19 protein-coding genes and 1 other annotated feature are annotated in these 23,750 nt (G+C 55.6%); of the genes, 6 read left to right on the top strand and 13 right to left on the bottom strand.

Annotated elements, in window-relative coordinates; translation table 11 throughout:
- Positions 1 to 112: 112 nt before the first annotated feature.
- A complete protein-coding gene (pepF, locus tag FPZ49_RS00100) occupies positions 113 to 1,900 on the bottom strand; it encodes an oligoendopeptidase F (protein WP_144842317.1) in 1,788 nt (595 codons plus the stop codon).
- 42 nt (positions 1,901 to 1,942) lie between these two features.
- Positions 1,943 to 2,272, bottom strand: coding sequence for an antibiotic biosynthesis monooxygenase family protein (locus FPZ49_RS00095; protein ID WP_144842316.1), 330 nt, complete (start codon positions 2,270 to 2,272; stop codon positions 1,943 to 1,945).
- A 176-nt stretch (positions 2,273 to 2,448) separates the two neighbouring features.
- On the opposite strand from FPZ49_RS00095, the gene FPZ49_RS00090 reads away from it, so the two are divergent.
- Genes FPZ49_RS00090 through FPZ49_RS00080 form a run of 3 tightly spaced genes read left to right on the top strand, consistent with a single transcriptional unit; the run spans position 2,449 to position 3,668 of the window.
- Complete coding sequence (locus FPZ49_RS00090) at positions 2,449 to 2,826, top strand: hypothetical protein (protein WP_144842315.1); 378 nt, start codon at positions 2,449 to 2,451, stop codon at positions 2,824 to 2,826.
- Between the two features lie 24 nt (positions 2,827 to 2,850).
- A complete protein-coding gene (locus FPZ49_RS00085; protein ID WP_144842314.1) occupies positions 2,851 to 3,267 on the top strand; it encodes an SRPBCC family protein in 417 nt (138 codons plus the stop codon).
- 2 nt (positions 3,268 to 3,269) lie between these two features.
- Entirely contained in the window at positions 3,270 to 3,668 is a 399-nt protein-coding gene (locus FPZ49_RS00080) for an ArsR/SmtB family transcription factor (RefSeq protein WP_144842313.1), read from the top strand.
- 128 nt (positions 3,669 to 3,796) lie between these two features.
- On the opposite strand, the gene ileS is transcribed toward FPZ49_RS00080, so the two are convergent.
- The 3 genes from ileS to cobA all read right to left on the bottom strand — a co-directional run bounded on the left by ileS (position 3,797) and on the right by cobA (position 9,128).
- Complete coding sequence (gene ileS / locus FPZ49_RS00075) at positions 3,797 to 6,901, bottom strand: isoleucine--tRNA ligase (protein ID WP_144842312.1); 3,105 nt, start codon at positions 6,899 to 6,901, stop codon at positions 3,797 to 3,799.
- 58 nt (positions 6,902 to 6,959) lie between these two features.
- Positions 6,960 to 7,215 (bottom strand) — a binding site (T-box leader).
- Between the two features lie 77 nt (positions 7,216 to 7,292).
- Positions 7,293 to 8,273, bottom strand: coding sequence for a Gfo/Idh/MocA family protein (locus FPZ49_RS00070; protein ID WP_144842311.1), 981 nt, complete (start codon positions 8,271 to 8,273; stop codon positions 7,293 to 7,295).
- Between the two features lie 63 nt (positions 8,274 to 8,336).
- Positions 8,337 to 9,128, bottom strand: a complete 792-nt coding sequence (gene cobA, locus FPZ49_RS00065; RefSeq protein WP_144842310.1) for a uroporphyrinogen-III C-methyltransferase — start codon at positions 9,126 to 9,128, stop codon at positions 8,337 to 8,339.
- Positions 9,129 to 9,477: 349 nt separating this feature from the next.
- Between cobA and nirB the strand changes: the two genes are divergently transcribed.
- The 3 genes from nirB to FPZ49_RS00050 are packed head-to-tail and all read left to right on the top strand — an operon-like array spanning position 9,478 to position 13,166.
- Positions 9,478 to 11,907, top strand: coding sequence for a nitrite reductase large subunit NirB (gene nirB, locus FPZ49_RS00060; protein WP_144842309.1), 2,430 nt, complete (start codon positions 9,478 to 9,480; stop codon positions 11,905 to 11,907).
- Between the two features lie 27 nt (positions 11,908 to 11,934).
- On the top strand, positions 11,935 to 12,273 hold the full coding sequence (gene nirD / locus FPZ49_RS00055; RefSeq protein WP_144842308.1) for a nitrite reductase small subunit NirD: 339 nt from the start codon (positions 11,935 to 11,937) through the stop codon (positions 12,271 to 12,273).
- Positions 12,274 to 12,299: 26 nt separating this feature from the next.
- Positions 12,300 to 13,166, top strand: coding sequence for a formate/nitrite transporter family protein (locus FPZ49_RS00050; protein WP_144842307.1), 867 nt, complete (start codon positions 12,300 to 12,302; stop codon positions 13,164 to 13,166).
- A 177-nt stretch (positions 13,167 to 13,343) separates the two neighbouring features.
- On the opposite strand, the gene FPZ49_RS00045 is transcribed toward FPZ49_RS00050, so the two are convergent.
- From FPZ49_RS00045 to FPZ49_RS00010, 8 genes are all read right to left on the bottom strand, one after another.
- Positions 13,344 to 14,327 carry an aldo/keto reductase gene (locus tag FPZ49_RS00045; RefSeq protein ID WP_144842306.1) on the bottom strand — a complete coding sequence of 328 codons (984 nt, stop codon included), beginning with the start codon at positions 14,325 to 14,327 and terminating at the stop codon, positions 13,344 to 13,346.
- Positions 14,328 to 14,377: 50 nt separating this feature from the next.
- Positions 14,378 to 16,681: a helix-turn-helix domain-containing protein gene (locus FPZ49_RS00040; RefSeq protein WP_144842305.1), complete on the bottom strand. Its 2,304-nt coding sequence runs from the start codon at positions 16,679 to 16,681 to the stop codon at positions 14,378 to 14,380.
- Between the two features lie 110 nt (positions 16,682 to 16,791).
- Complete coding sequence (locus FPZ49_RS00035) at positions 16,792 to 17,877, bottom strand: mandelate racemase/muconate lactonizing enzyme family protein (protein WP_186445520.1); 1,086 nt, start codon at positions 17,875 to 17,877, stop codon at positions 16,792 to 16,794.
- A gap of 75 nt (positions 17,878 to 17,952) precedes the next feature.
- A complete protein-coding gene (locus tag FPZ49_RS00030) occupies positions 17,953 to 18,867 on the bottom strand; it encodes a hypothetical protein (RefSeq protein WP_144842303.1) in 915 nt (304 codons plus the stop codon).
- Positions 18,868 to 18,890: 23 nt separating this feature from the next.
- Positions 18,891 to 20,480, bottom strand: a complete 1,590-nt coding sequence (locus FPZ49_RS00025) for an extracellular solute-binding protein (RefSeq protein ID WP_144842302.1) — start codon at positions 20,478 to 20,480, stop codon at positions 18,891 to 18,893.
- Between the two features lie 30 nt (positions 20,481 to 20,510).
- A complete protein-coding gene (locus FPZ49_RS00020; protein WP_144842301.1) occupies positions 20,511 to 21,386 on the bottom strand; it encodes a hypothetical protein in 876 nt (291 codons plus the stop codon).
- 144 nt (positions 21,387 to 21,530) lie between these two features.
- Positions 21,531 to 22,406 (bottom strand): carbohydrate ABC transporter permease, encoded by an 876-nt coding sequence (locus FPZ49_RS00015; protein WP_144842300.1) that lies wholly within the window; start codon positions 22,404 to 22,406, stop codon positions 21,531 to 21,533.
- A gap of 39 nt (positions 22,407 to 22,445) precedes the next feature.
- Positions 22,446 to 23,345 carry an ABC transporter permease gene (locus FPZ49_RS00010; protein ID WP_261381200.1) on the bottom strand — a complete coding sequence of 300 codons (900 nt, stop codon included), beginning with the start codon at positions 23,343 to 23,345 and terminating at the stop codon, positions 22,446 to 22,448.
- Positions 23,346 to 23,750: the final 405 nt, after the last annotated feature.

Raw genomic sequence — 23,750 nt, 5'->3', positions numbered from 1 at the left:
CACCCATTCCTTCGAACCCTGGGAGCTGTTTTTTCAACGTTGTTGCGGCCTTATGCTAATAAAAAACGACCTCCAGCCATCGTTCGGCCGAAGGTCGTCTCGCACGCACTGACTACAAAGCTTCCAGCTGCCCGACCAGGCTGTCAAACAAGCTGAGCAGCTTCGTGATCGGCTCCGGCGTCAAGAGGTCCACTCCCGTACGCTTCAAGAGCTCCAGCGGATACTCTGAGCCGCCGCTTTTCAAGAACGTCATGTACGACTGCACGGCTTCCTGATCTCCCTCCAGAATCCGGGAGGCAATGCTGACCGCCGAAGCGATCCCCGTCGCGTATTTGTACACATAAAACGCATTATAAAAATGCGGAATCCGCGACCAGCCGTACTGCAGCTCCGGATCGAGGACGACATCCTCGCCGTTATAGGCTTGGAACAGCGCCCGGTACACTTCGCTAAGACTGTCCGCCGTCAGCGCTTCCCCGTTCGCCGCCTTCTCATGCACGATTTTCTCAAACTCCGCGAACATCACCTGGCTGAAGAACGTGCCTTTGATCGTGTCGATAAAATGATTCACCAAATACCGCTTCAGCTTCAAGTCATCCGTATGCTGCAGCATGTAGTTGATCAGGAGCACCTCGTTCACCGTGCTGGCCACTTCCGCAACGAAAATCGTATACTGCGCGGAAATTTTCGGCTGATTCGCATCCGACAAGTACGAGTGCATCGCATGCCCCATCTCGTGAGCGAGTGTAAAGAGGCTGTCGAGCGTATCATTATGGTTGAGCAGCACATACGGATGCGTGCCGTACGGCCCCCAGCAGTAGGCGCCGGAGCGCTTGCCCTTCGTCTCCCTCACGTCGATCCAGCCCGCCGTCTTCGCCTGCTTCAGAATGCCGATGTACTCGTCGCCGAGCGGCGCGAGGCCCTTCAGCATCGTCTCGTAGGCTTCCTCGTACGGCATTTTCAGCTCGAAGTCCTCGACCAGCGGCACGCTCAAATCGTAAACTCTCAGCTCGTCTAAGCCCATATGCTTTTTCCGATACGCAACGTACCGGTACATCGGGCTGAGGTTCTCTCGAGTCGTTTGGATCAAGTTATCGTAGACCGACACCGGAACATTATCGCCGAATAGCGAGCGCTGGAGCGGAGATTCGTAATGCCGCATTTTCGAAAAGAGCACGTTGTTCTTCACCGAGGAGCCGAGCGTTGAGGCAATCGTATTTTTCAGCCCGACATAGGGCTTGTAGTAGGCTTTGAACGCTTCCGCGCGCCGCTCGCGGTTGTGACTTTCCAGAATGCGGGAGTACATGCCGCGGGTCAGCGTCACCTTCTCGCCGTTCTCGCCGGTCACCTCGCCAAACTGAATGTCCGCGTTGTTGATCATGCCGAACACCGTCTTCGGAACGCCGATCACTTCGCCGAGCTGAGCCAGCACCTCTTCTTTTTCCTTGCTTAGCACGTGAGCCTTGTATTTGAACTCCTCGTACAAATCCTTTTTGAAATAATCGAGGCCCGCTTCCTGTGCGATATATGCGTCGAGCGTCTCTTTCTCCATGCTGAGCAGGAACGGCCGGAAGAACGACGTCGCCGACTTGATTTTGACCCCCAGGCTCTTGGCTTTATCTACGCGGGCCTGCGATTCGGTCACCCTCGTATCCTCATCCAGCTTCAGAGAGGTCGAGACAAACAGCTTCTCGTACAGAAACGACAGCTCTTCATCCTTGGTCAAAAACGCCAGCAGCTGCCCTGCAGTATGTATTTGATCCTCAAACGCCGCCACCACTTGAATCAAGTCGAGCGCACGGTTATAATCCGCTTCCCACTGCGCCCCGTCCTCGTAAATATGGGTTAAATCCCATTGTTCATGTACAGGTACATCGGTCCGCTGCACTTGCTCGCTCATGAACGGAACACACTCCTTTAGGGTTATTTTGGCTTGGATGACCTACATCTCGAAAAATTGATCCCGCTCCACCTTGCATACCCGCAGTCCGAACCGCTGGTACCACTCGGCTTTGCCTAGCTTCTGCGCTGCTTGGTGCACCGCATGCTGCTTCCAATGGGCGATGGCCTCAAGCGATGCCCAATAGGACACCGTGATGCCTACACCTTGCTCGTCGCGAACGCTTTCCACGCCCAAAAAGCCAGGCTGCGCGGAAGCCAGCCCCACCATGCGATCTCCCATCGCGCTGTAGCCGTTGTCGCCGGCCGTCCGTTCCGAAGTGAAGATCACCGCATAATACGGCGGCTCAGGCGTCTTGGCAATTCCACTCATTAGAAGCCCTCCCCCAAAAAATGGATACCTTCTCTCATCTTAACTCATTCTATATAGGAGGTACAGGGCGAACTTGAGGACACGGACATTGACGTTGACACGAAACCTAAGGGTGTCATATAATACAAAACGAAGTGAAACCAAAACGTTTCATATCTGCGAAAGGAATGGATCGCATGCAAGAGGAGCTCGTCAAGAAGCTGCGCTACAAAGCCGGACAAGCCGCTGTCATCCATGCGCCGGAGGGCTATCGTCTTGGCATTGAAACGGAATCGGCGGATGCGAAAGGCCCGTTCGATTTTGTACAGCTGTTCGTGGCCGATAGCCAAGAAGTCAACCAGTGGTTGCCTAAGGTGCTGCCGCTGCTGGGCGACGATGCCGTGTTCTGGATTACGTACCCGAAGCAGAGTTCAAAGGTCAAGACGGATTTAAACCGGGATCGTTTAGCCGCCTTGGTGCAAGACACAACACCGTACAGGCCGGTCAGTAATGTCGCGGTCGATGACAAGTGGTCGGCGCTGCGTTTTCGTCTGAAAGCGTTGGTCGGGAAATAATTCAATTATATGGAGGTATAGTTTATGGAAAACACACTGCAGGATATTCGTCAAACGATCGTATTCAACGCACCGATTCAAAAGGTTTGGAACGCCGTCGCAACCTCGGAAGGCATCGCCGCTTGGTTTATGCCGAATGATTTTCAGCCGGTGGAAGGCTTAGAGTTTAAAGTCGATGCGGGTCCGTTCGGGATGGCGCCGTGCAAAGTACTGGAGGTCGCTTCACCGAACCGCCTCTCCTTCCAGTGGACGGAGGATTGGACGATTACGTTCGAATTGACCGATCTCGGCGGCCAAACGGAGTTCACCCTCATCCATGCCGGCTGGGATATCAATAAAGTTACCGCATTCGGCATGCCGCATACGATGGTACGCGACAATATGAACGGCGGCTGGGCTCAAATGCTGCAAACGAAGCTGCGCGAATACGTCGAGGCTTAAGCATGGCTGAGCCATCGCCGAAGCACGATGTCTTTCAAGCGATCGCCGACCCGACCCGCCGTCAGGTGCTGCAGATGCTCGCGGATCAGGAGATGCCGGTCACGGCGATCAGCGGCCATTTCCCGATTAGCCGAACCGCGGTGTCCAAGCACCTGCGCATCCTCTCGGATGCAGGGCTGGTGAAGGAGCGCAAGGTTGGGCGGGAAACCAGGTACCGACTGGATACCAGTCCGCTACTAGAGCTCAAGCGCTGGCTGGCGTTTTACGAGCGGTTCTGGGAAAATAAGCTGGCCGCGCTGCAGCGCTTCGTGGAGTCGGACGACTCCGCTGGAGCGGGTGCCGATGCCGGTGCCAAGGCGTTCTTGGCACTGCTCGAGCGGGATGACCCCGCCGAGCGTTGAGAAAAAAAGCATCAAGCTGACCGTTGAAAGGGCAGCTTGATGCTTTTTTGGTTTGCTGCGGCAACGAATCATCATGCGCTTATGCCACCAGGCTCCTGCATTGCTGTATTGGGCGCAGGTCGAGACAGCTATTTTTCTACGCTCTCCTGCACGATCCGCAACCCGAAGCTTCGATCCCCGATCGAAACCTGCTTCATGCCCTCCGTTTTGGCAAAAGCAACCCCGCTCAGCAGGACGCTGCTTTGCAGCACGGATGCAAATCGCTCGAGCGCCTCCTTTAGGTAGCCGTCGGTATCCAGCACGAGATCTATTCGCTGCTCGATCGGCAAATCCAGCTCCTTGCGGTAATCCTGGATCGCACGGACCACCTCTCGCACTAGCCCCTCCTGCTCCAGCTCCTCGGTGATCACGGTGTTCAGCGCCACGGTGATGCGATGTCCGCTGGCTGCGGCGTAGCCTGCTTTAGATTGCTTCTCTACGAGCAGCTCCTCCAGCGTTACACGCAGCAGCTCTCCATCGATCGCTGCCTCCACATAGCCGCGCTCAACCGCGAGCGCAGCCTCGGCGGAAGCCAGCTGCTGCAGGTGCTGCTGCAGCCGGCCAACAAGACGGCCGTACTTGGGCCCCGCCGCCTTTAGGTTCAGCTTCAGCCGAACCTCCACAAAGCCGCTGTCGCCCGACTCAACATGGATGGCCTTGACGTTGATTTCGTCCCGGATCACAGCCTCGTACCGGGCTAGCTCGATGCTGCTGCCGGAATCAGCAGCCGAAACGATCAGCTCCGCCAGCGGCTGCCGCGTCTTGATGCCCGTTTCGCTGCGGACGCTTCGCGCCAGCTCGACGACGCGTCGGACCACGGCCATCTCCTCCTCGAGCTGCTCGTCAATCAAGGACTCATCTGCGGCCGGATAGTCCGCCAGATGCACACTGCCTCCACCACCCAGATTGCCGAACACCTCCTCGGCGATAAAAGGCGCATACGGCGCGATCATTCGAGCCAGCGTCAGCAACACGCCCCGCAGCGTGTGATACGCTGCCGCCTTATCCGCGCTCATCCCGCTCTCCCAGAACCGGTCTCGCGAACGCCGGATATACCAATTGCTCAGCTCATCAACAAACGCTTCGATCAGCTTCGCCGGATTCAAGAAATCGTTCGCTTCCAGCCCTTTAACGACCTGCTTCAGCGTGCTGTGCAGCCTCGAGACGACCCAGCGATCCAAGGGGTTCGCGGAAGTCTGTGCTGCACTCGCAGAAGGCTCAAACTGGTCGATCCCCGCATAGAGCGCGTAAAAAGCATGCGCATTATGGATCGTATCGATCACCTTCGATTTCGCCTCGGCAACGATCTGCTTCGAGAACCGCTTGCTGCTCCACGGCGCGCTGTCCGACAGCAGCGCCCAGCGAAGCGCGTCCGCGCCGTAAGCTTCGATCAGCTCCCAAGGATCGATGACGTTGCCTTTGCTCTTGGACATTTTGTTTCCGTTCTCGTCGAGCACGTGTCCGGTGGAGAGCACGCTTTTATACGGCGCCTCGCCTGTGAGCAGCGTGGACACTGCAAGCAGGCTGTAAAACCATCCCCGCGTCTGGTCGATCGCTTCGCAGATCATGTCCGCCGGGAACTGCTGCCGGAACTGCTCCAGGTCGCCAAACGGATAATGATATTGTGCAAAAGGCATCGAGCCGCTGTCGAACCAAACGTCGATCACCTCCGGCGTGCGCTCCATCGTGCCGCCGCAAGTGCAGCGCAGCTTCACCTCATCCACGTACGGCTTGTGCAGCTCGAGGTGTTCGTCTACGACTCCGATCGCCCGGTCGCGCAGCTCCTGATGACTTCCCGGCACCGCCTCCGCCCCGCAATCCAGGCATACCCAGACATTGAGCGGCGTTCCCCAGTAGCGGTTGCGGCTGATGTTCCAGTCGACCAGCTCTTCGAGAAACTTGCCGAAGCGCCCTTCGCGAAGATGGGACGGGTACCAGTCGATGCTCCGATTGTTGGCGAGCAGCTGCTCCTTCACCGCCGTCGTGCGGATGAACCAGCTTTCCATTGCGTAGTAGAGCAGCGGAGAGCTGCAGCGCCAGCAAAACGGATAGCTGTGCTCGTACCGCGCTTTTGCGTACAGCAGGCTGCGCTCCGACAGCCGCTTGACGACATCCACGTCGCAATCTTTGACGAAACGCCCAGCCCAGTCCGTAACCTGCTCCGTATACCGGCCGCCCGCATCGACCACATTGACGAAATCCAGCCCATGTCCGCGAGCCGTCCGATAGTCGTCCTCCCCGTGCGCCGGAGCGATGTGCACGATCCCCGTACCGCTCGAATCGCTCACATAGTCCGCATCTACGACGACGTGCCCATGATTGACCGCTACATAGCCAAACGGAGGCTCATACGCTGTGCCAACAAGCTCTGCACCTTTATGCACGGACACGATCTCGTAGTCTGCTTTTAGCACCTCTTCGACCAGCTTTTGCGCCACGATGTAGACTGCCCCGTGCTGCTTGACTCTGACGTAATCGACGTCTCTGTTCACCGCCAAAGCCACATTCGCGGGCAGCGTCCATGGCGTAGTCGTCCAAGCGAGAAACGTCTCACCGCCGCTTCGGCTCCTGAATTTGACCGTGGCGCTTAGATCCTTCACATCTTCATAGCCCTGCGCCACCTCGTGCGAGCTGAGCGTCGTCTGGCAGCCAGGACAGTACGGACTGACGCGGTGGCCTTTGTACAGCAAGCCTTTACGATGGATTTCGCTCAGGATGTGCCAGACGCTCTCGATGTACTCGTTTTTAAGCGTGATATAGGGGTTATCCATGTCGGTCCAGTAGCCGATCGCCTCGGTCAGCTCGCGCCACTGCCGCTCGTATTCGAACACGCTGCTTTTACACTTCTCCACAAATTTAGCCACTCCGTACTGCTCAATCTCCTGCTTGCCGGAGATGCCCAGCTGCTTCTCCACGCCGAGCTCCACTGGCAGTCCGTGTGTATCCCAGCCCGCTTTGCGGACGACGCGGTAGCCGGACATCGTTTTGTAGCGGCCGATAAAATCCTTGAGCACCCTGCCCAGCGCGTGCCCGATATGAGGCTTCCCGTTAGCGGTCGGCGGCCCCTCGTAAAACACAAAATGCGGCCGATCCCTACGCTCCACCGATTGCCGGAACGTATCTTCCTGCTTCCACTGTTCCAGCACGCGCAGCTCTCGGGCCCGCGCCGGCTGTTTGACATCCACTTTTTTCATACGATCTCAACCTTTCTTCAGCAAATCAAATTTAGGAAAAACAAAAAAATCCCGCCCCAGAAGGGACGAGATTGAACTCGCGATACCACCCTTGTTTCATAACGATCCACAAAAAAATGATCATCATGACACCTCACTACGTACCATCATACGCGTCCCTTGTAACGGCGGGATCCCGGGTCGGCTTACTAACTGGCTTCAGCCTTCCTTCTCGGAGAGGATTTTCGGTTAGGTCTTGAACGTTGGCTTTCAGCGCGGGGCCAACTCTCTGGGGATCAAGGGCGTAACGTACTCTTTCTCGTCAACGAATTTGAGTGTGAATATTCAATTATTTCTGACTACTTTAAAACAGTTCGGGTCATTTGTCAACCCCGCCCATAGCCCAAATTGGTTAAGGCGCTGCAGTATAGGGATCGTAGCCGGCGGCTTGATAGATCATCTCCGTCAGCTTAACCACCTTCAGCGCAAAGCTGCCGGGCACCAGCACTTCATGGCGGCCTTGGATGGCATCGATAAAGCTGCGATCCTGGTTCGTCGTCCTCTCGGGCAGCTGCGGCGTTTCGGGCGGCTGCTTCCAGCGCCTGAGCGTAATTTTTCCATTGTCGTAAAAAATGCCCCCCGTCTCCCCGCAAAAGACATATGTCTCATGCCAGCATGGCGAAAAGCCGACGATGTTGAGCGATCCGATCGCTCCCTCGGCAAACCGAATCGAGGTAAACGAGTCGATCTCCACCGGCGTCCCCTGAAGATGCAGCTGCGGCTGAACCTCCACCGGCGTCAGCCCGGTCGTCCACAGCAGCACGTCGATAATATGACTGCCCGAATCCATCAGCATACCGCCACCCGACAGCTCCGGCACCTGCCGCCACAAGCCTGCCGTGCCCTGCTTCCACTCTTGGTACAGCGAGGCCGTCACCGAAGTCAGCTTGCCAATGACACCGCTCTCAATCGCGGACTTCATATACATAAATTCCGGCTGACAATGCCGCTGGTACGACACCTGCAGCACCTTGCCCGCTTGCTTGGCCGTCTCAAGCAGCTGCTCGGCCTCCTGTGAGGAGCAGGTCATCGGCTTTTCAATCAGCACGTGGCAGCCCGCATTCAGCGCATCCGTCACCTGCCGATAATGCAGCGTATGCGGAGAGCAGATCACCACCGCATCTAACTTCGCCGCCTGAAGCAGCTGCTGGTAGTCCTCAAACTGCGGCACCGCCTGCAGCCCAAACTTCTCGGCAAAGGCCGCGCGATTGTGCGGCGACGGATCGGCGATCGCGCAAATCTCGACCTCCTCCAGCTCCTGCAGCTGTCTGGCATGCCAATGTGAAATACCGCCCGTGCCTATCATGCCAATCCGGATGTGTCCCTGTCCCATGGTGTTACCTCCGTTTTATTGGGGTTCATCGCATCGGTTCATATATATGGACACGCCGCTTTTTTATGCTGGAAAAATGGGGTGAGGGGACCGATCATCGGTAACCTCATCGACCCATGCCAGCTTCTCTCGTGCATTCACGACCTCTCCAACCAAAATAATGGCCGGGTTCGGCATCTCCTTCTCCCTCGCGATCCGGGCGATCGTATCCAGCGTTCCCGTGACTGTCAGCTGGTCCTCCGTCGTCCCCCAGGAAATAACCGCCACCGGGGTATGGGCCGCTTTGCCGTGGCGGATTAGCTGCTCGCAAATATGCTCAATGTTGCTCATCCCCATATAGAAAGCAATGGTGTCGATCCCTTCGGCAAACGCCTTCCATTTGGCGTCGGAGATGGAGTTACCATGGCACACTTGGCCGGTAACCATCGCAAAAGAGGTCGCTGTCCTCCGCTGTGTGACGGGAATCCCCGCATACGCCGGCGCCGCAATCCCCGATGTAATGCCGGGCACGATTTCAAAAGGAATCCCGTGGTTCGCCAGTGGCTCGGCCTCTTCCATCACACGCCCGAAAATACAGGGATCGCCTCCTTTTAGCCGGGTCACTCGCTTGCCCTCCAGCGCCTTCCGGAGAATCATCCCGTTAAGCTCCTCTTGCTGAATGTAATGATGATTCGGATGCTTGCCGCAGTAAATCAGCTCCGTTCCGGGCCGAGCATAGTCCAGAAGGGCCGGATTCGCGAGCCTGTCGTAGATGATCACGTCAGAGGTTTGCAAGCACTCCATTCCTTTGATCGTGATTAGCTTCGGATCCCCGGGTCCCGCACCGACAAAAAACACTTGCCCCACTCGATTCATACTGATCCCTCCCACTATAAATGTCATATAATATAACATTAGTTCAACTTAGATACACATCAATCTAAACTATAGATGAAAATAATTCAAGTGATTTTTTCATTGTGTGAAATAATAAGAACCCAAATAAACCGAATATTAACTAGATAATCCAAGGTGATTGTTCGTATTTATTTTTAAATTTAATAAATTATCAAAACATTTTTATCAAAATATGGGTTGATTAATCGAAACCGGCAATGTATAGTTATGACTACAGGTTATGTTATAAAACATAACATTCAATGAACTGAAACAGATTTTCATCCAAACAACATGTACTAATACCTAACATTAAGGAGTGGCTAACATGAAAAAGAAGCTGGTGCTTATCGGAAACGGCATGGCGGGCGTCAATGCCATCGAGCAGCTGCTCAAGCTCGCCCCAGGCAAGTATGAAATTACGGTGTTCGGCAGCGAGCCGCACCCGAACTACAACCGGATTCTGCTGTCCTCCGTCCTCGCGGGCGACGCCAACATTAAAGACATCGTCATCAACGACTGGAGCTGGTACCGGGAGAACGGCATTACGCTGCACACCGGCCAAACCGTCACCACGATTGATACGACCAAGCAGGTCGTCATCTCTGACAAAGGCACCACCGTCGCTTATGACGAGCTGATCATCGCTACCGGCTCGCTTCCCTTCATGCTTCCACTCCCTGGAGCCGACAAGGAGGGTGTAATCGCCTTCCGGGATATCAAAGACTGCGAAACGATGCTCGAAACTGCCAAGCACTATAAGCGGGCTGTCGTCATCGGCGGCGGGCTGCTCGGCCTCGAGGCCGCACGGGGCTTACGGAATCTGAATATGGAAGTATCCGTGGTCCATATCTTCAAGCACTTGATGGAGCGCCAGCTCGACGAGACGGCCGCCAGAATGCTCCAGGAGGAGCTCGAATCGCAAGGCATGCAGTTCCTGCTCGAGAAGCATACCGATTCAATCCTCGGCGGCAAACGGGTGACCGGGGTCCGGTTCAAGGACGGCAGCGAAGTAAAGGCCGATCTCGTGGTCATGGCGGTCGGCATTCGCCCCAATATCGCACTGGCCAAGGAGAGCGGCGTCGAAATCAACCGCGGCATCGTCGTGGGCGATTATATGGAAACGAACGTGCCGCACGTGTATGCGGTGGGCGAATGCGCGGAGCACCGCGGCGTCGCTTATGGCCTCGTCGCTCCGCTGTACGAGCAAGGCTCGGAGCTGGCGAAGCGCCTTGCCGGCGTACCGTCGGCAGGTTATCAGGGCTCGGTCGTATCGACCAAGCTGAAGGTTTCCGGCGTGAACGTGTTCTCGGCCGGCCAATTCGCAGGTGAGCCGGGCACGAAGTCGGTGCGGGTGCAGGATGATTTTGACGGAATATATAAGAAGATTGTGATCCGTGACGGCAAGGTCGTCGGAGCGGTGCTGTTCGGTGACACGACGGAAGGCTCGAAGCTGTTTGCAATGATTCGCAATGGAGAGGATGTGCGCGGCCGGGAGAAGGAGATTTTACTCGGCAGCCAAGGCGGAGCCAAAGCGTCCGGCGTAGAGTACGCCGCTTCGATGGCGAACGAAGAGATCGTATGCGGCTGCAACGGCGTGTCCAAGGGCACGATCATGAACGCCATCGCCGAGAAGGGCTGCACCAGTGTGAATGACGTCAAATATTGCACGAAGGCATCCGGCAGCTGCGGCGGCTGTAAACCACTGGTGGCCGACCTGCTTACGGTGGCGCTCGGCGCCGACGGGGTCACCTCCGTGAAGGAAGGCATCTGCAGCTGTACACTGTATAGCCGTGACGAAGTCGTCGATGCGATCAAGCGGATGAAGCTCACCACCTCCAAAGAAGTGATGAACGTGCTCGAGTGGAAAAATCCCGAGGGCTGCTCCAAGTGCAGACCGGCGCTTAACTACTACCTCGGCATGATTTGGCCGGAGGAGCATGAGGACGAGGTCGAATCGCGCGCCGTGAACGAACGCAACCACGGCAACATTCAGAAGGACAGCACGTATTCCGTCATTCCGCGGATTCACGGCGGCGTAACGACAGCTGAGGATCTGAAAAAAATCGCCGATGTAGCCGTGAAATACAACGTACAGACGGTCAAAATCACAGGTGCTCAGCGGATCGGCCTATATGGTATCAAGAAGGAGGATCTGCCCAGCGTATGGCAGGATCTTGATATGACCTCCGGCTTCGCCTATGGCAAATCGCTGCGCGCGGTCAAGACCTGCGTCGGCTCCACCTGGTGCCGGTTCGGCACTCAGGATGCCATGAGCATGGGCATCGAGCTCGAGAAGCGGCTGGAGCGCCTCAGCACACCGGCCAAAACGAAGGTGGCCGTCTCCGGCTGCCCGCGCAACTGCGCAGAGGCGACGATCAAGGACCTCGGTGTCGTGGCGATCGACGGAGGCTGGGAGCTGTATGTCGGCGGCAACGGCGGGACCGATGTGCGTCCGGCTGAGCTGCTCGTGAAGGTAAAGTCCGAGGAGGAGGTCATCGAGTGGACGCTCGCCTACTTCCAATACTATCGGGAGAATGCGAATTATAACGAGCGGACATCGAAGTGGATCGAACGAGTCGGATTGGAATCCGTAAAGCAGGCACTGGAGTCCGAAGAGGAGCGCCTCGCACTCAAGGAGCGTTTTGAGAAGAGTGCCGGTTTGACGAAGGATCCTTGGAAGGAAATCATCGAGAAGCAGCATTTGAGCCAAACCTACGAATCGCTTGTCCCGCAGGATGCCGCCAATATCGTATAAATCATAAGGCTGGAGGAGGAAGCAACCATGAGTCGGTATATCATCGGTCACTACAGTGAAATTGAGGAACGCAGAGCCCGCGTCGTTCAGATCGGAACGAAAGAAATTGCCATTTTCAAAATGACGGGCGGCGAGCTGCGGGCCATTGAAAATCTATGCCCGCACAAGAACGGCAAGCTGTCGGAAGGGATCGTCTGCGATCATCACGTGTTCTGTCCGCTGCACGATTGGAAGATCAACCTCGACAACGGGCTAGTGGAAGCACCCGATGAGGGCTGCGTGAATGCTTATGAGGTGAGCATTGACGAGGCGACCGGCAATATCGTCCTGATCGTAGAAGGCTCCGAGTCAACGAAAGCTTCTTAAAAATCTGCCTAAAGAAGGTGTTCCTCTTGAACTACGTCAAACCTCAGGAAGTATTGGAACAGATGGTGCAGGCCGGTGCGGCCAAAGCCAAGCTGCCAGCCAAAGATATGCTGATCCGGGGCTTTCTCGGCGGCGCAATCCTGTCCTTTGCTACGACGCTTGCGTACACGGCTACGGCCCAGACCGGACTCGGAATTGTCGGCTCCGTGATTTTTCCAGTCGGCTTCGTTATCATCATCCTGCTCGGCCTGGAGCTCGTGACCGGCACCTTTGCCCTCGCCCCTCTGGCCGTTCTGGAGAAGCGCGCAACCGTGACGGAAATGCTAAAAAATTTCAGCCTCGTCATCCTCGGCCATTTGATCGGCGCGATCGTCTATGCAGCTCTCTTCTACACTGCGGCGACCAATCTCGGGCATGTAAACAATAACGCCGTCATTCAAACGATCATCAAAACGGCGGAAGCGAAAACGAACGGCTACTCCGCCCTGGGCATGGACGGGATGATCTCCGTATTCGTCAAAGCGATGCTGTGCAACTGGATGGTGACACTCGGCGCGGTGATGGCGATGACCTCCAGCTCCACCACCGGTAAGATCGTGGCTATGTGGCTACCGATTCTCATGTTCTTCGCCCAAGGCTTCGAGCATGCCGTCGTCAATATGTTTGTGATTCCGGCCGGCATGATGTACGGCGCCAAAGTGACGCTCGGCGGCTGGTGGCTGTGGAACCAGATCCCCGTCTTGCTGGGCAACTTCGCGGGCGGCGTATTGTTCACCGGCATGATGCTCTACTGGACGCATGCCAAGCGGGAGGCTGCCTCGAGCAGACCGCATCCGCAAGCGGCAGAAAAGCCCGTCAGCACCAAGGTGGCTGAGCTTCCAACCGTCCGATAAGGAGTGTGTCTATCGATGAAACGTTTACTGGACTTTATCTATGTCTTTGTGATGGTTGTCTTTAATATCGATCTCCCGCGAGCTTCGAATGCGAACAAGGAGCTATGGTGCGCCTGGTAGCCAAAAAATAAAGGGTCTGCCCGACGGCAGACCCTTTGGCCAGCTATAATCGACTCTCTAGTAAGAGCCTCGAATGTGCTGCTTGACTTCATCTTGATAAAACGCTTGTAGACGGCCCAGCTCTTCCGCGGAGAAGGACGGCACTTCCTGCGCAGACAGGTTATCCTCGACTTGGGCGGTGTTCTTAAAGCCCGGGATCACGCAGGTGATATTCGGATTATCCAAAATCCAGCGAAGCGCAGCATGCGTCATATTGCCTCGTCCATCCGCGATCCAAGCGAGCTTGCGGCTAAGCTCAACGCCCTTTTCAAACGGCAAGCCGGCGAACGTCTCGCCGACGTTGAAGCTTTCCCCGTTCCGGTTGTAGCTCCGGTGGTCTCCGGCTTCAAAGACGGATTGCTCGCTGAATTTGCCTGTCAGCAGTCCACTGGCCAGCGGCAGGCGAACCAGAATGCCTACGCCCTTCTCCTTGGCGAGCGGAAACAGCTGCTCGTCCGGCTTTTGACGGAAGATGTTATAGATCACCTGCAACGCTTTCACGTTCGGATAGTTTAAGCAGAGCAAGCCTTCTTCCACGCTTTCGACGCTGACGCCGTAATGGCGGATTTTGCCTTCGGCTTGCAGCTTATCAAGCACTTCAAACACCGCTCCGTCACGCAGAATATCGATCGGCGGGCAATGGATCTGCAAGAGGTCAATGCGCTCCCGCTTCAGCCGCTTCAAGCTCGCTTCGCAGTAAGCACGCACCGAGTCCATGCTGTAGGTAGCCGGATCATGGATGTCACCCGCGCGGCAAAACTTGGTCGCAATATGGATGCGGTCCTCCTGGCCTTTAGTGGCCTGGGCAAGCAGCTCCTCGCTGTGCCCGCTGCCGTAAACATCGGCGGTATCGAAGAAGTTCACACCGGCCTCCATGGCGCGAGCCAAACCGCGGAGCGACTCGGCATCGTTCACCTGGCCCCAAGAGCCTCCGATCGCCCATGTCCCAAAACTGATTTCACTTACGGATAGCTCTGTCGAACCTAGCTGTCTGTAATTCATAGTATGCAACTCTCCTTTCTGTCCTTTCCCCCCCATTATAGCCTATAAATCTAGAGCTTGCGAAGCCGATACGATTTATTCATATACTCGTCGCGATACATGCCGGGCGTCATACCCGCCAGCTTCCGGAAGGAGCGGATAAAGTTCTGCGAGTTGTTGTAGCGCAGCTTCTCGGCGATCTCGGTAATTTTCATATCCGTATTCTCCAGCATCTCCATCGCTTTTTTCAACCGGAAATGCAGCAAATAGTCGCTAAAGCTGATGCCCAGCTCCTGCCGCAGCACCTTGCTGATGTAGCTGGGGTGGTAATTGAGCAGACTGGAGCACGACTCGAGGGTAATGTCGGTATCGTAGCGGTCGTGAATCAGCTGCACCACCTCCTGCGAGATGGTCTGGTACTTCGTTTTCCGCTGCTCGTCGTACACCCGCACCATCGGCTCAATGAGCTGCGTCTTGAACCAGTTCCGCACATCCTCCACAGAGGTCAGCGTATGCAGCTGCTCCAGCAATGGCGGATCATCTCCAAGCAGCTCCAAATGCGAAATGCCGCTTTCCTGCAGCAGCCGGATCAGATTGACGAAAAATCGCGTCACCGCGATCTGATAGTCGTTATAGTTATGATATTGCCCGGAAATGTCCTCGAAAAACGCATCCACCAGCTCAGGGACCTTGTCCCTGTCCGCCATTTTGACCGCGTCGCAAATTAGCCGCTCCAGCTCCTTCGGATATTCCGCCGTGACGACATGCGCCGGCTGAACGTCATCGATATGCAGGATCGTCCGCTGCCCGAACAAGACCCGGTACTTCAGCGCGTCCATCGCTTCCTTGTAGGCGCGGCTCACGTCCTTCAGCCCGCCGTACGACCGGCTCACCCCGATGCTGATGCGCAGCGACAAATAATGCTCCACCTCATTTTGAATCTTGGTCGCTATGGAAAACAGATACGTTCGGAAGTCGTCCGTCACCTGAGGGTTGTCGAACAGGATCGTCACCAAGGACGATTTGGCCACGACCGGCACGAGCCGATCCTGGGCTGGAATCAAATCACAGGCCATATTGCTGAGCGCAAACAGCAGCAGCTCGCTGTCCCGCTCACTGTACCGGGTGCCCTTCAGCGTGTCGATCTGGACCGTCAAAACGGCCATTTGCTTCCACTTGCTCAAGTTCACATCCAGCATCCCGAGCTTCTCATGGATCTGGGAAGGCTTGAGCTCCCCTCCGACCAGCTTCAGCACGTAATATTCTTCCAGCTGCCGGGTGTGATTGCGGATCTGATCAGCCATCTGCACCTGACGATTGCGCATGCGCATGAAGCCCTCATTGATCATATGGAATTCGTCGACTCGCTTGCGCTCCTTATCCTGCTGCGAGAATAGCGACTGATACAGCCGCCAAATCGGGGCGTACATGCGCTGCGAGCCGGCTAGCGAAATGACCACCGCGAGCAGCAGCATGACGATACAGGTAGCCAGAATGATGCCGCCCGTACGACGCGATTCGAAGCGGATTAATTCAATCGGGATGACGGAAATATATACCCAGCCGTTAAACGAGGAGCGCTGGTAAGCGACGCCCACCTGCCCTTGCCCCAGGCTGGTTTCAATTAAGCCCGAGAGCTCGTTCAATCCTCGCAGCTTGGAGATTAGCATATCCATCATTTGCGGCTCGAGCTGCATATCTTCGTTCTGCGTGGCCAAAACGCGATACGATTCGTCTAGAATAATCACTTGGCCCAGCGTATTGTTTTTGGATAAATAGCTGCGGAGCTGTTTGCCGGGAATTTCAACAATCAGCATCTCGTCGGGATTTTCGGAGAAGGCCGGAATTTTTTTGACCAAATTAATCGTGAGGGAATGGTCCCCATTCCGGCTGCGGAGCTTGCTCTCATTCTCTGCGATCCAAAATTTGCTGCGGTCGATGCCGAGATATTTTTTGACGATCACCGAATCGGCGTCTGTAAGCGGATTCAATCCACCGCTGTCCAAAATCGTTCCGCGCTTTAAATCCAGCAGATGAATGTCCTTCACGCCTACATCGGGGGTCTGCACCCGCGACATGGAGCTGAGCAAGCTTTGCACCAGCAAAAATTGGGATGGGCCGAGCCCCTTATCCATCGCCTCGGAGACAAAGGGGCTATCGGCCAGCCGTTCAATCTGCAAATCGAAGGCCACCAGCACCTGCTCGATGCGCTGGCGCGTCTGCTCCAGAATGAGCACGTTGCCGTCATTCACTTTTTTCTGGATCGTTCCTGAGGTTTTCAGGTAAAAAAATAGGCCGAGCAAAATGATGGGGAGCGTGCTGACTCCGATTGTGAATACAATCATTTTCGTCAAGTATCGGTTGAACCTGAACATGATCTGCCACCACCTGTTTGTCCTGCTACAAGCCTACCTCCAGCAAAAAGGAAATTAGGTAAGTAACCTGTGCTCTTCCATTATACACCTTATTTTGAGGGATTATGGCATTACTTTGTGACTTGCAGAAGCTTTTCCATTTTTTCTACATCGATCTCGACGCCAAGTCCTGGGCCTTCCGGCACCTGGATATATCCGTCGCTCACCTTGAGCGAATCTTGAATAAACTGCTCTCGAATATTCTCTTTCTCGATGGAATACTCGTAGTAGCCATTGCATTCCGGCGTGCTCGCCGCCAGATGCAGCGCCGCCGCAAAGCCGATGCCCCGCGTCGTATTATGCGGAATATAGTGAATGCCGAACGCCCGGCATAGCGCCGCCGCCCGCTTGGCATTGGACAAGCCGCCGCACTTGATCGGATCCGCCGCATACATGTGGCAAGCGCCCCGAGCGATAAAATCGCGGAACGTGTACAGATTCCAGTCCTGCTCACCGATATGGATCGGAACCGGAAGGTTGCTGGCCAGCTTCACATAGGCTTCGATATCGTAGTACGGGCACGGCTCCTCGTAATGATAGAGGTCGTACTGCTTGATGCGGTCGTACAGCTGCACGGCTTGAATGTAAGTGTACGAGCTGTTGCCGTCGATCATCAGCTTCACATCGGGGCCGATCGCTTCCCGGACGGTTCGCACCTTCTCCACATCGTTCTGCAGATTCACCGGAAGGCCCGTCCCCATCCTTGGTCCTACCTTGATTTTGACCGCCTTGAATTGAAACTTGTCGATACCCTCCCGCAGCTTCTGAGCCTCCTGCTCATAGGTCAAATCCCTGCTCATGCTGGAGCCGTACAGCGGAACCTCTTGCCGGTATTTGCCACCAAGCAGATTGTACAACGGCTGGTTCGCCGCCTTCGCGCGAATGTCCCAGCAGGCGATTTCGACGCCGCTGTAGGCCATCGCGAGCAGCTGGCCGGATATCTTGTAATGCTTCGCCATGACCCGCTCCTCGATCAGCTCGCCGTCAAACGGGCTCATGCCGATCACCTGCGGCTTCACGACATTTCGGATGATTTGCAGCGTCGTTTCAATCTGCATGGGACTGCATTCCCCGAAGCCTGAAATTCCCTCATCCGTATCGAGCTTAATGTAAAGCAGGCCTTTGGCAGAGTAACAGGTAAGCTGCGTAATTTTCATTGGAATTCCTCCTGATATGTAAGATACCGGACCGGTCAGACCGGTCCGGCTCATGGGATGATATTATAATTTCTGTTACACCGACTGTCCGTCTCTGCCCTTCTTGCCCACATCGAGCCAATCCTTGAGCGTGTCCTGATCGATCTTCTCCTCGAAGTAAGCGCTGGCGCTCCGCAAATACCCGTAACCCATCTTCACGGCTTGCGCATACTGGCTCGAAGGCTCTTCCGCGAACGCGGCTTCCACTTCCTCCGGCGACGGCTTCGCTCCCTTGCGCAGCGCTTGCGTCAGCTGGATGATCCGGTCCTCTTCACTGTAGAAGTTCGTGTCTTCGATGAATCGCTTCACCTTCACCGGATCGGGCGTCAGCGCCGCCTCCGCGTAGCGATCCAAGTGAATGACCTGCTCCTGATGCTTCGCATGCAGCTTATCGAACCAGGTGTCCACATTCGTCGTATCCTGCACGAACGTCTGCAACTCGAGCAAGAACCGCTGCCACATGTAGCGGTACGTATTGGCCACGGCATTCGCCTTCACCTCGGCGGCTGCCGGCAGGCTCTCCATCCGTTTTTCAAAATGGGCTGTGCGATATGGAAACGGCGTGCTGCGGTTATCCGCATACAGCTTATGGAAAATAAATGCATCGTGATAAATGCTGCAATCGGTCGGGAACTCCCTGGATTCCGGCTCCGCCTCGCGGAAGACGACCTTCATCTGGCGATCCGCCGCCCGGTGGCACAGCCAGCCCAGCACGAAGGCCAGCTTGTAGCCTAATTGCTCCTCGTCCTTGCGGGCGTCGTAATTCGTTCTGTACTTCTCCAGCAGCGGGATCGTGAATTTGTCTCCGGAACGGGTGACGCTGCCGAATTGGGAGAACTGAATATGATGGCGTCCGGCATCTTTAAACGCATCGCATATGGCATCGGAAGTAGCAAACATCATATTAAAGCAGTCTTCGACGACCGCTGTGTGAGTAACATTTTCTGACACGCGCTCACGCTCCGCTCTATCGATTATTTAGCTTTATTCGGGTCGGCTTGGTACTCTTTGTTCAGCTCTTCCAGCACTTTGTCGCCGCCGGATTTTTGCCAGCTGTCCAGCGCCGCCTTCCAGCCCTTCTCATCAATTTCGCCCATGATGTATTTCACGCGGGCATCGCTGATGATTTTGTCCAGCTGGGTGCGCTTCTGGTCAAACGTTGGGGAGCTGTAGGCTGCAGCCGGATTTTCCACGAATACGTTCGGAATAGCAGCGACTTCCTTCTTGGCCGCCTTATACTTCGCCGTATATTTGTCCAGCGTACCGTCCATGGACAGCGAGCCGTCGGCCACCTGCATCGCCTGCTCCATCTGAATGACCTCGGAAGCGTATTTCGTCGCTTGCTCCGGTGTGCGGTCCGCTTTGCCATTTTTAACGGTGTAGTGAACGCCTTCGATACCCCATTCAAAAATATTTTGACCTTCCGGTGTGGAGAGCTTATCGAAGTATTGCAAAATGCGCTTGAGGTCGGCCTCCGTCTTCACGGTTTGCTTCGGAATGACGAAGCTGCCCGACATCCCGGTATCCATCAGCAGCTTGGTGCCGTTCACGCCCTTGAGGATACTGGAGGTATCCAGCTCCGCCGACGGATTCAGCTTGAACAGCTCGGTGTGGCGCGTAATAAAGTCGTTGTCGCCCATCCGGAAGCCGAACAGCCCTTTGTTGCCGTTATCAATATTTTGCACCCGCTCGGTAATGGCAAAATCTTGATTGATCAGCTTTTCCTGATACAAGCGCTTATACCAGTTCATCGCATCCAGATAAGCTTTGCTTTCGTGGGCCGGGACGATCTTACCGTCCTTGACCTCCCAAACGTTACCGCCGCCTGTAGCTGCCAGAATCAGCTTGAAGCCGCGGATGCTCTTCTCTTCGGCGAGGCCGATCGTATCATTTTTCCCGTTGCCGTCCGGGTCCTTCTGTGCAAAGGCCTTAATGACTTCGTACATTTCGTCCAGCGTCGTCGGCGGCTTGAGGCCCAGCTTGTTCAGCCAGTCTGTGCGGTAAATCATGCCGTCTCCCACCAGTGAACGGGCGCGGGGGATCGTATAATATTTCCCGCCGACCGCCGTACTTTTGAGCACCTGCGGATTGATCGCCTTCTGCAGATTCGGGTAATCCTTCAGGTAAGGGCCGATTTCCCAGAACTGCCCGGCTTTCATGGCATTTTTAATGTTGGAGGGAGCCGGTGTGCTGACCAGCAGCACCATCGGCAGCTGCCCCGACGCTACGGTCGCGTTGACCTTCTCGTCGTAGGTTCCGTTAGGTATCCATTGAATTTGCAGGTCGGTGTTGGTCAGCTTCTCGACCGCAGTAATGACCGGATCGTTCTCCTTCGGAGGCTCCGACAGAACAGACAAGTTCATCATGGTGATCACAAACGGCTTCTCTTCTTTGGCCGGCGCGCTAGCAGGTGCGCTGTCGGGTGAAGCGGCCGGTGCATTGCCCTGCGGCTTCGAATCCGATGCCGCCGGAGGCGGGCTGCTGGTGCAAGCGGCCAGCGCCGTCGTGACTAAGAGACTTCCAGCCAGTCCTAGCATGTACTTGGATTTCCTTGGCGTGTTCATGTAAGAGCCCCCTTATTATTTTGAATCGGATTAAACCGCGAGCTGTTCGCTCAATCGGCCTTGATCAATGCTTCCGGTGAAAAATGCGTTCGCACTCAGCAGGTTGCGATAGCCTTGCTTCAAAGCCTGGGCATATCGGCTCTTCGGCTCCGCTGCGTACGCCGCTTCGATCTCCGCTTGGGATGGCTGCGCCCCCTGGCGAATCGACAGCGTCAATCGAATAATCGCATCCTCGTCGCTGTAGAAATTCGTGCCGTCCACGTGCTGCTGCACCTTTTCCGGCTCCGGGTTCATCAGCGCTTCCGCGAAGCGGTCCATGTACGCCGAGCGCTCCTTAAGCTGGACGTGCAGCTTGTCGAACCAGCCCTCGATATTGTCCACGTCCGGTACGTACGTGTGCATCTCGATAAAAAAGCGCTGCTGCAGCTCGCGAAACAGTTCGGCCAGCTCCTTGCTGCCGATGGTGGCGGCCTGTTCGAGCGGTGCGCCTGGGCTGCGGTAAGCCTGCGGCGTCTGGCCTTCGTTCACGTACAATCGGTGAAACAACAGCGCATCCTGGTACAGGCCCGCTTCGGCCGAGCCCGGCTTCAGCTTGCTGTCCGCCGCCCGATGACACAGCCAGCCCAGTACGTACGCCAGGACGGATTCCGCTTTGGTTTTCGGTACCAACGGAGCCGACCGGAAGCCGATCTCCTCCTTCACCGACTTATGGGACTCCCAGTTTTCCCTGTATTTGGCCAGCTGCTGGAGCGCAATTTGGTCTCCCGGAGACGCGAAGCTGCCGAACTGTGCGAAATTCGCATGCTCTCGCCCCGCCTCCTTAAAGGCTTCACAGATGTGCTCCGAAGCCAGCATGAGATTGAGGCAATCTTCCACTACCGCCGTACGAGCCAGGTTGTCTGACATTTCTCATCCTCCAATGCAAGAGTGTAATTGTAAGATGTAAAGGCTGCATGCTTACTGGTGCGAGCTCTGGCCTCATCCAACGGGAGGCGAACGCTCCAAACGATCCGTACTCCGCATAGCTCCTCCTTTTTCGAGCAGCAGCTCTTATCCTTTTACGGAGCCCATCAAAGCTCCCTTGGCAAAATGCTTCTGCAAAAACGGATACACGCACAAAATCGGCACGGTGGAGATGACGATGACCGCCATTTTAATAATCTGTACGGGCGGCACGACGTAATTGGCGTCAAAGCCCCCCGAATCGCCCAATCCCCCGGAGGACAGGATGACGATCTGTCGCAGCCAAACCTGAATCGGCCATTTGTAGTTGTCATTGATGTACATGATGGCATGGAAGAAGGCGTTCCAATGTCCAACCGCGTAAAAGAGCGAGAACGTCGCAATCGCCGGCAGCGACAGCGGAAGTACGATCTGCCACAGGATGCGAAGGTCGTTGCAGCCGTCGATTTTGGCCGCCTCCTCCAGCCCCTCGGGCAGCTCCTGGAAAAAATTTTTCAGCACGATCAGGTTAAACGCGCTAATCGCTCCGGGCAGCAGCAGCGACCAGAAGGAATTCATCAGTCCCAGCGCTTTCACCACCAGAAAGAGCGGAATCATTCCCCCGCTGAACAGCATCGAGAACACCACGCCCAGCATGATGATTCGGCGGCCATCCAGATCTTTTCGCGACAACGGGTACGCCATCAGGCATGTAAACAGCAGATTGATCGCGGTTCCCGCCACCGTAATGAAGATCGAGACCCCGAGACTGGTGAGCAGCACGTTCGTGGAAAAAATATACTTATAGCCCTCCAGCGACAGATGATGCGGAAATATGACCACCTTGCGGCTGATAAACTCCTGCGGCGAGGTGAACGACCCTCCTACGACATAAATGAACGGCAGCACCGTGACCAAGCCGCAAAATCCCAAAAAGACGTAGTTAAACACATCAAACAGCCTGCTGCCAAGCGATTCCTTCATATTGGCTCTCCTTTCCGGCCTACCTGTGGGCTTCTTCGCTTAGTAGATGCCCTCTTCTCCCACTTTCTTGGCAAAGAAATTGGCGCACACCACCAAGGTGATGCCGATGATCGATTTGAACAAATTGACCGCTGTGGAATAACTGAAGTCCCCCTGCTGAATCCCTCGTTCGTACACATACGTCTCGAATACCTCGCCGACCTCACGGTTCATCGGATTGAGCATGAGGAAGATTTGCTCGAACCCGACATCGAGGAAGTGGCCCAGGCGCAGGATGAGCAGCACCACAATCGTGCCCCGGATCGCGGGGAGCGTGACATGAATCAGCTGCTTCCACCGTCCGGCACCGTCGATGCGGGCGGCTTCGTACAGCTGCGTATCCACCCCAGCCAGTGCGGCCAGAAACAAAATCGTGCCCCAGCCGGTTTCCTTCCACATCATTTCGCCCATGATCATCGTCCGGAACCAGTCTTTGTTGAGCAGCAGATTGATTTTTTCCCCGCCGTAGGAGGTAATGATCTCGTTGACAATGCCGCCCTCCGTCGTGAACAAAATGTACGCCAGCCCCACCACGACCACCCAGGAGATGAAATGCGGGATGTAGATCAAGCTTTGAACCGTTCGTTTGAACACTTCCTTGCGCACCTCGTTCAGGAGAAGCGCGATGATGATCGGAAGCGGAAAGAAAAAGACGATGTTATAGACCGCGAGAATTAGCGTATTAGCAAACAGCTGCCCAAACTGCGGCTCGTTAAAAAAGGTTGTGAAGTGCTCGAAGCCGATCCACGGGCTGCCCCAAAAGCCGGTAAACGGCGAATAGTCTTGAAAGGCAATCAGTATTCCCCACATCGGTGCGTATTTAAAAAGTATAAAATACAGCACACCGGGTGCCAGCATGTAGTACAGCCAGCGATTTTTTACCAGCCGTTTTCGCAGCACTTGGCCGGCGAGCGTTACCGCCGTTTTCGGCCTGTCGGTCGCAGTGGATACACTCAAGGGATCCCATCCTTTCTGTATGGTAAGCGTTGGATTGGTTTGGTGATGAGTCGATCATAGCATCCTATTTTGTAACCGGATACAATCATGATAAAGCCTGATTGATGGCACCTAGCAAAACAAGCATGGCGTCCCCCTATAATCATGAGAGGGTCAGGGGATAATCATTAGATTGAGTGGCTCGGGAGCGCGTGGAATCGGGATTATTGCTCGGGAAATGTTTGTGGGACGGGACGGGACGGGACGGGACGGGACGGGACGGGACGGGACGGGACGGGACGGGACGGGACGGGACGGGACGGGACGGGACGGGACGGGACGGGACGGGACGGGACGGGACGGGACGGG

The organism is Paenibacillus cremeus (assembly GCF_007786445.1).
Classification (GTDB): Bacteria; Bacillota; Bacilli; order Paenibacillales; family NBRC-103111; genus Paenibacillus_G; species Paenibacillus_G cremeus.
The sequence above is the reverse complement of the archived record's forward strand: the minus strand, read 5'-3'. Positions and strand labels throughout refer to the sequence as shown.

Coding starts and splice junctions, on each gene's coding strand:
- pepF (WP_144842317.1), bottom strand. CDS start 1,900: ATGAGCGAGCAAGTGCAGCGGACCGATGTACCTGTACATGAACAATGG.
- FPZ49_RS00095 (WP_144842316.1), bottom strand. CDS start 2,272: ATGAGTGGAATTGCCAAGACGCCTGAGCCGCCGTATTATGCGGTGATC.
- FPZ49_RS00090 (WP_144842315.1), top strand. CDS start 2,449: ATGCAAGAGGAGCTCGTCAAGAAGCTGCGCTACAAAGCCGGACAAGCC.
- FPZ49_RS00085 (WP_144842314.1), top strand. CDS start 2,851: ATGGAAAACACACTGCAGGATATTCGTCAAACGATCGTATTCAACGCA.
- FPZ49_RS00080 (WP_144842313.1), top strand. CDS start 3,270: ATGGCTGAGCCATCGCCGAAGCACGATGTCTTTCAAGCGATCGCCGAC.
- ileS (WP_144842312.1), bottom strand. CDS start 6,901: ATGAAAAAAGTGGATGTCAAACAGCCGGCGCGGGCCCGAGAGCTGCGC.
- FPZ49_RS00070 (WP_144842311.1), bottom strand. CDS start 8,273: ATGGGACAGGGACACATCCGGATTGGCATGATAGGCACGGGCGGTATT.
- cobA (WP_144842310.1), bottom strand. CDS start 9,128: ATGAATCGAGTGGGGCAAGTGTTTTTTGTCGGTGCGGGACCCGGGGAT.
- nirB (WP_144842309.1), top strand. CDS start 9,478: ATGAAAAAGAAGCTGGTGCTTATCGGAAACGGCATGGCGGGCGTCAAT.
- nirD (WP_144842308.1), top strand. CDS start 11,935: ATGAGTCGGTATATCATCGGTCACTACAGTGAAATTGAGGAACGCAGA.
- FPZ49_RS00045 (WP_144842306.1), bottom strand. CDS start 14,327: ATGAATTACAGACAGCTAGGTTCGACAGAGCTATCCGTAAGTGAAATC.
- FPZ49_RS00040 (WP_144842305.1), bottom strand. CDS start 16,681: ATGTTCAGGTTCAACCGATACTTGACGAAAATGATTGTATTCACAATC.
- FPZ49_RS00035 (WP_186445520.1), bottom strand. CDS start 17,877: ATGAAAATTACGCAGCTTACCTGTTACTCTGCCAAAGGCCTGCTTTAC.
- FPZ49_RS00025 (WP_144842302.1), bottom strand. CDS start 20,480: ATGAACACGCCAAGGAAATCCAAGTACATGCTAGGACTGGCTGGAAGT.
- FPZ49_RS00020 (WP_144842301.1), bottom strand. CDS start 21,386: ATGTCAGACAACCTGGCTCGTACGGCGGTAGTGGAAGATTGCCTCAAT.
- FPZ49_RS00015 (WP_144842300.1), bottom strand. CDS start 22,406: ATGAAGGAATCGCTTGGCAGCAGGCTGTTTGATGTGTTTAACTACGTC.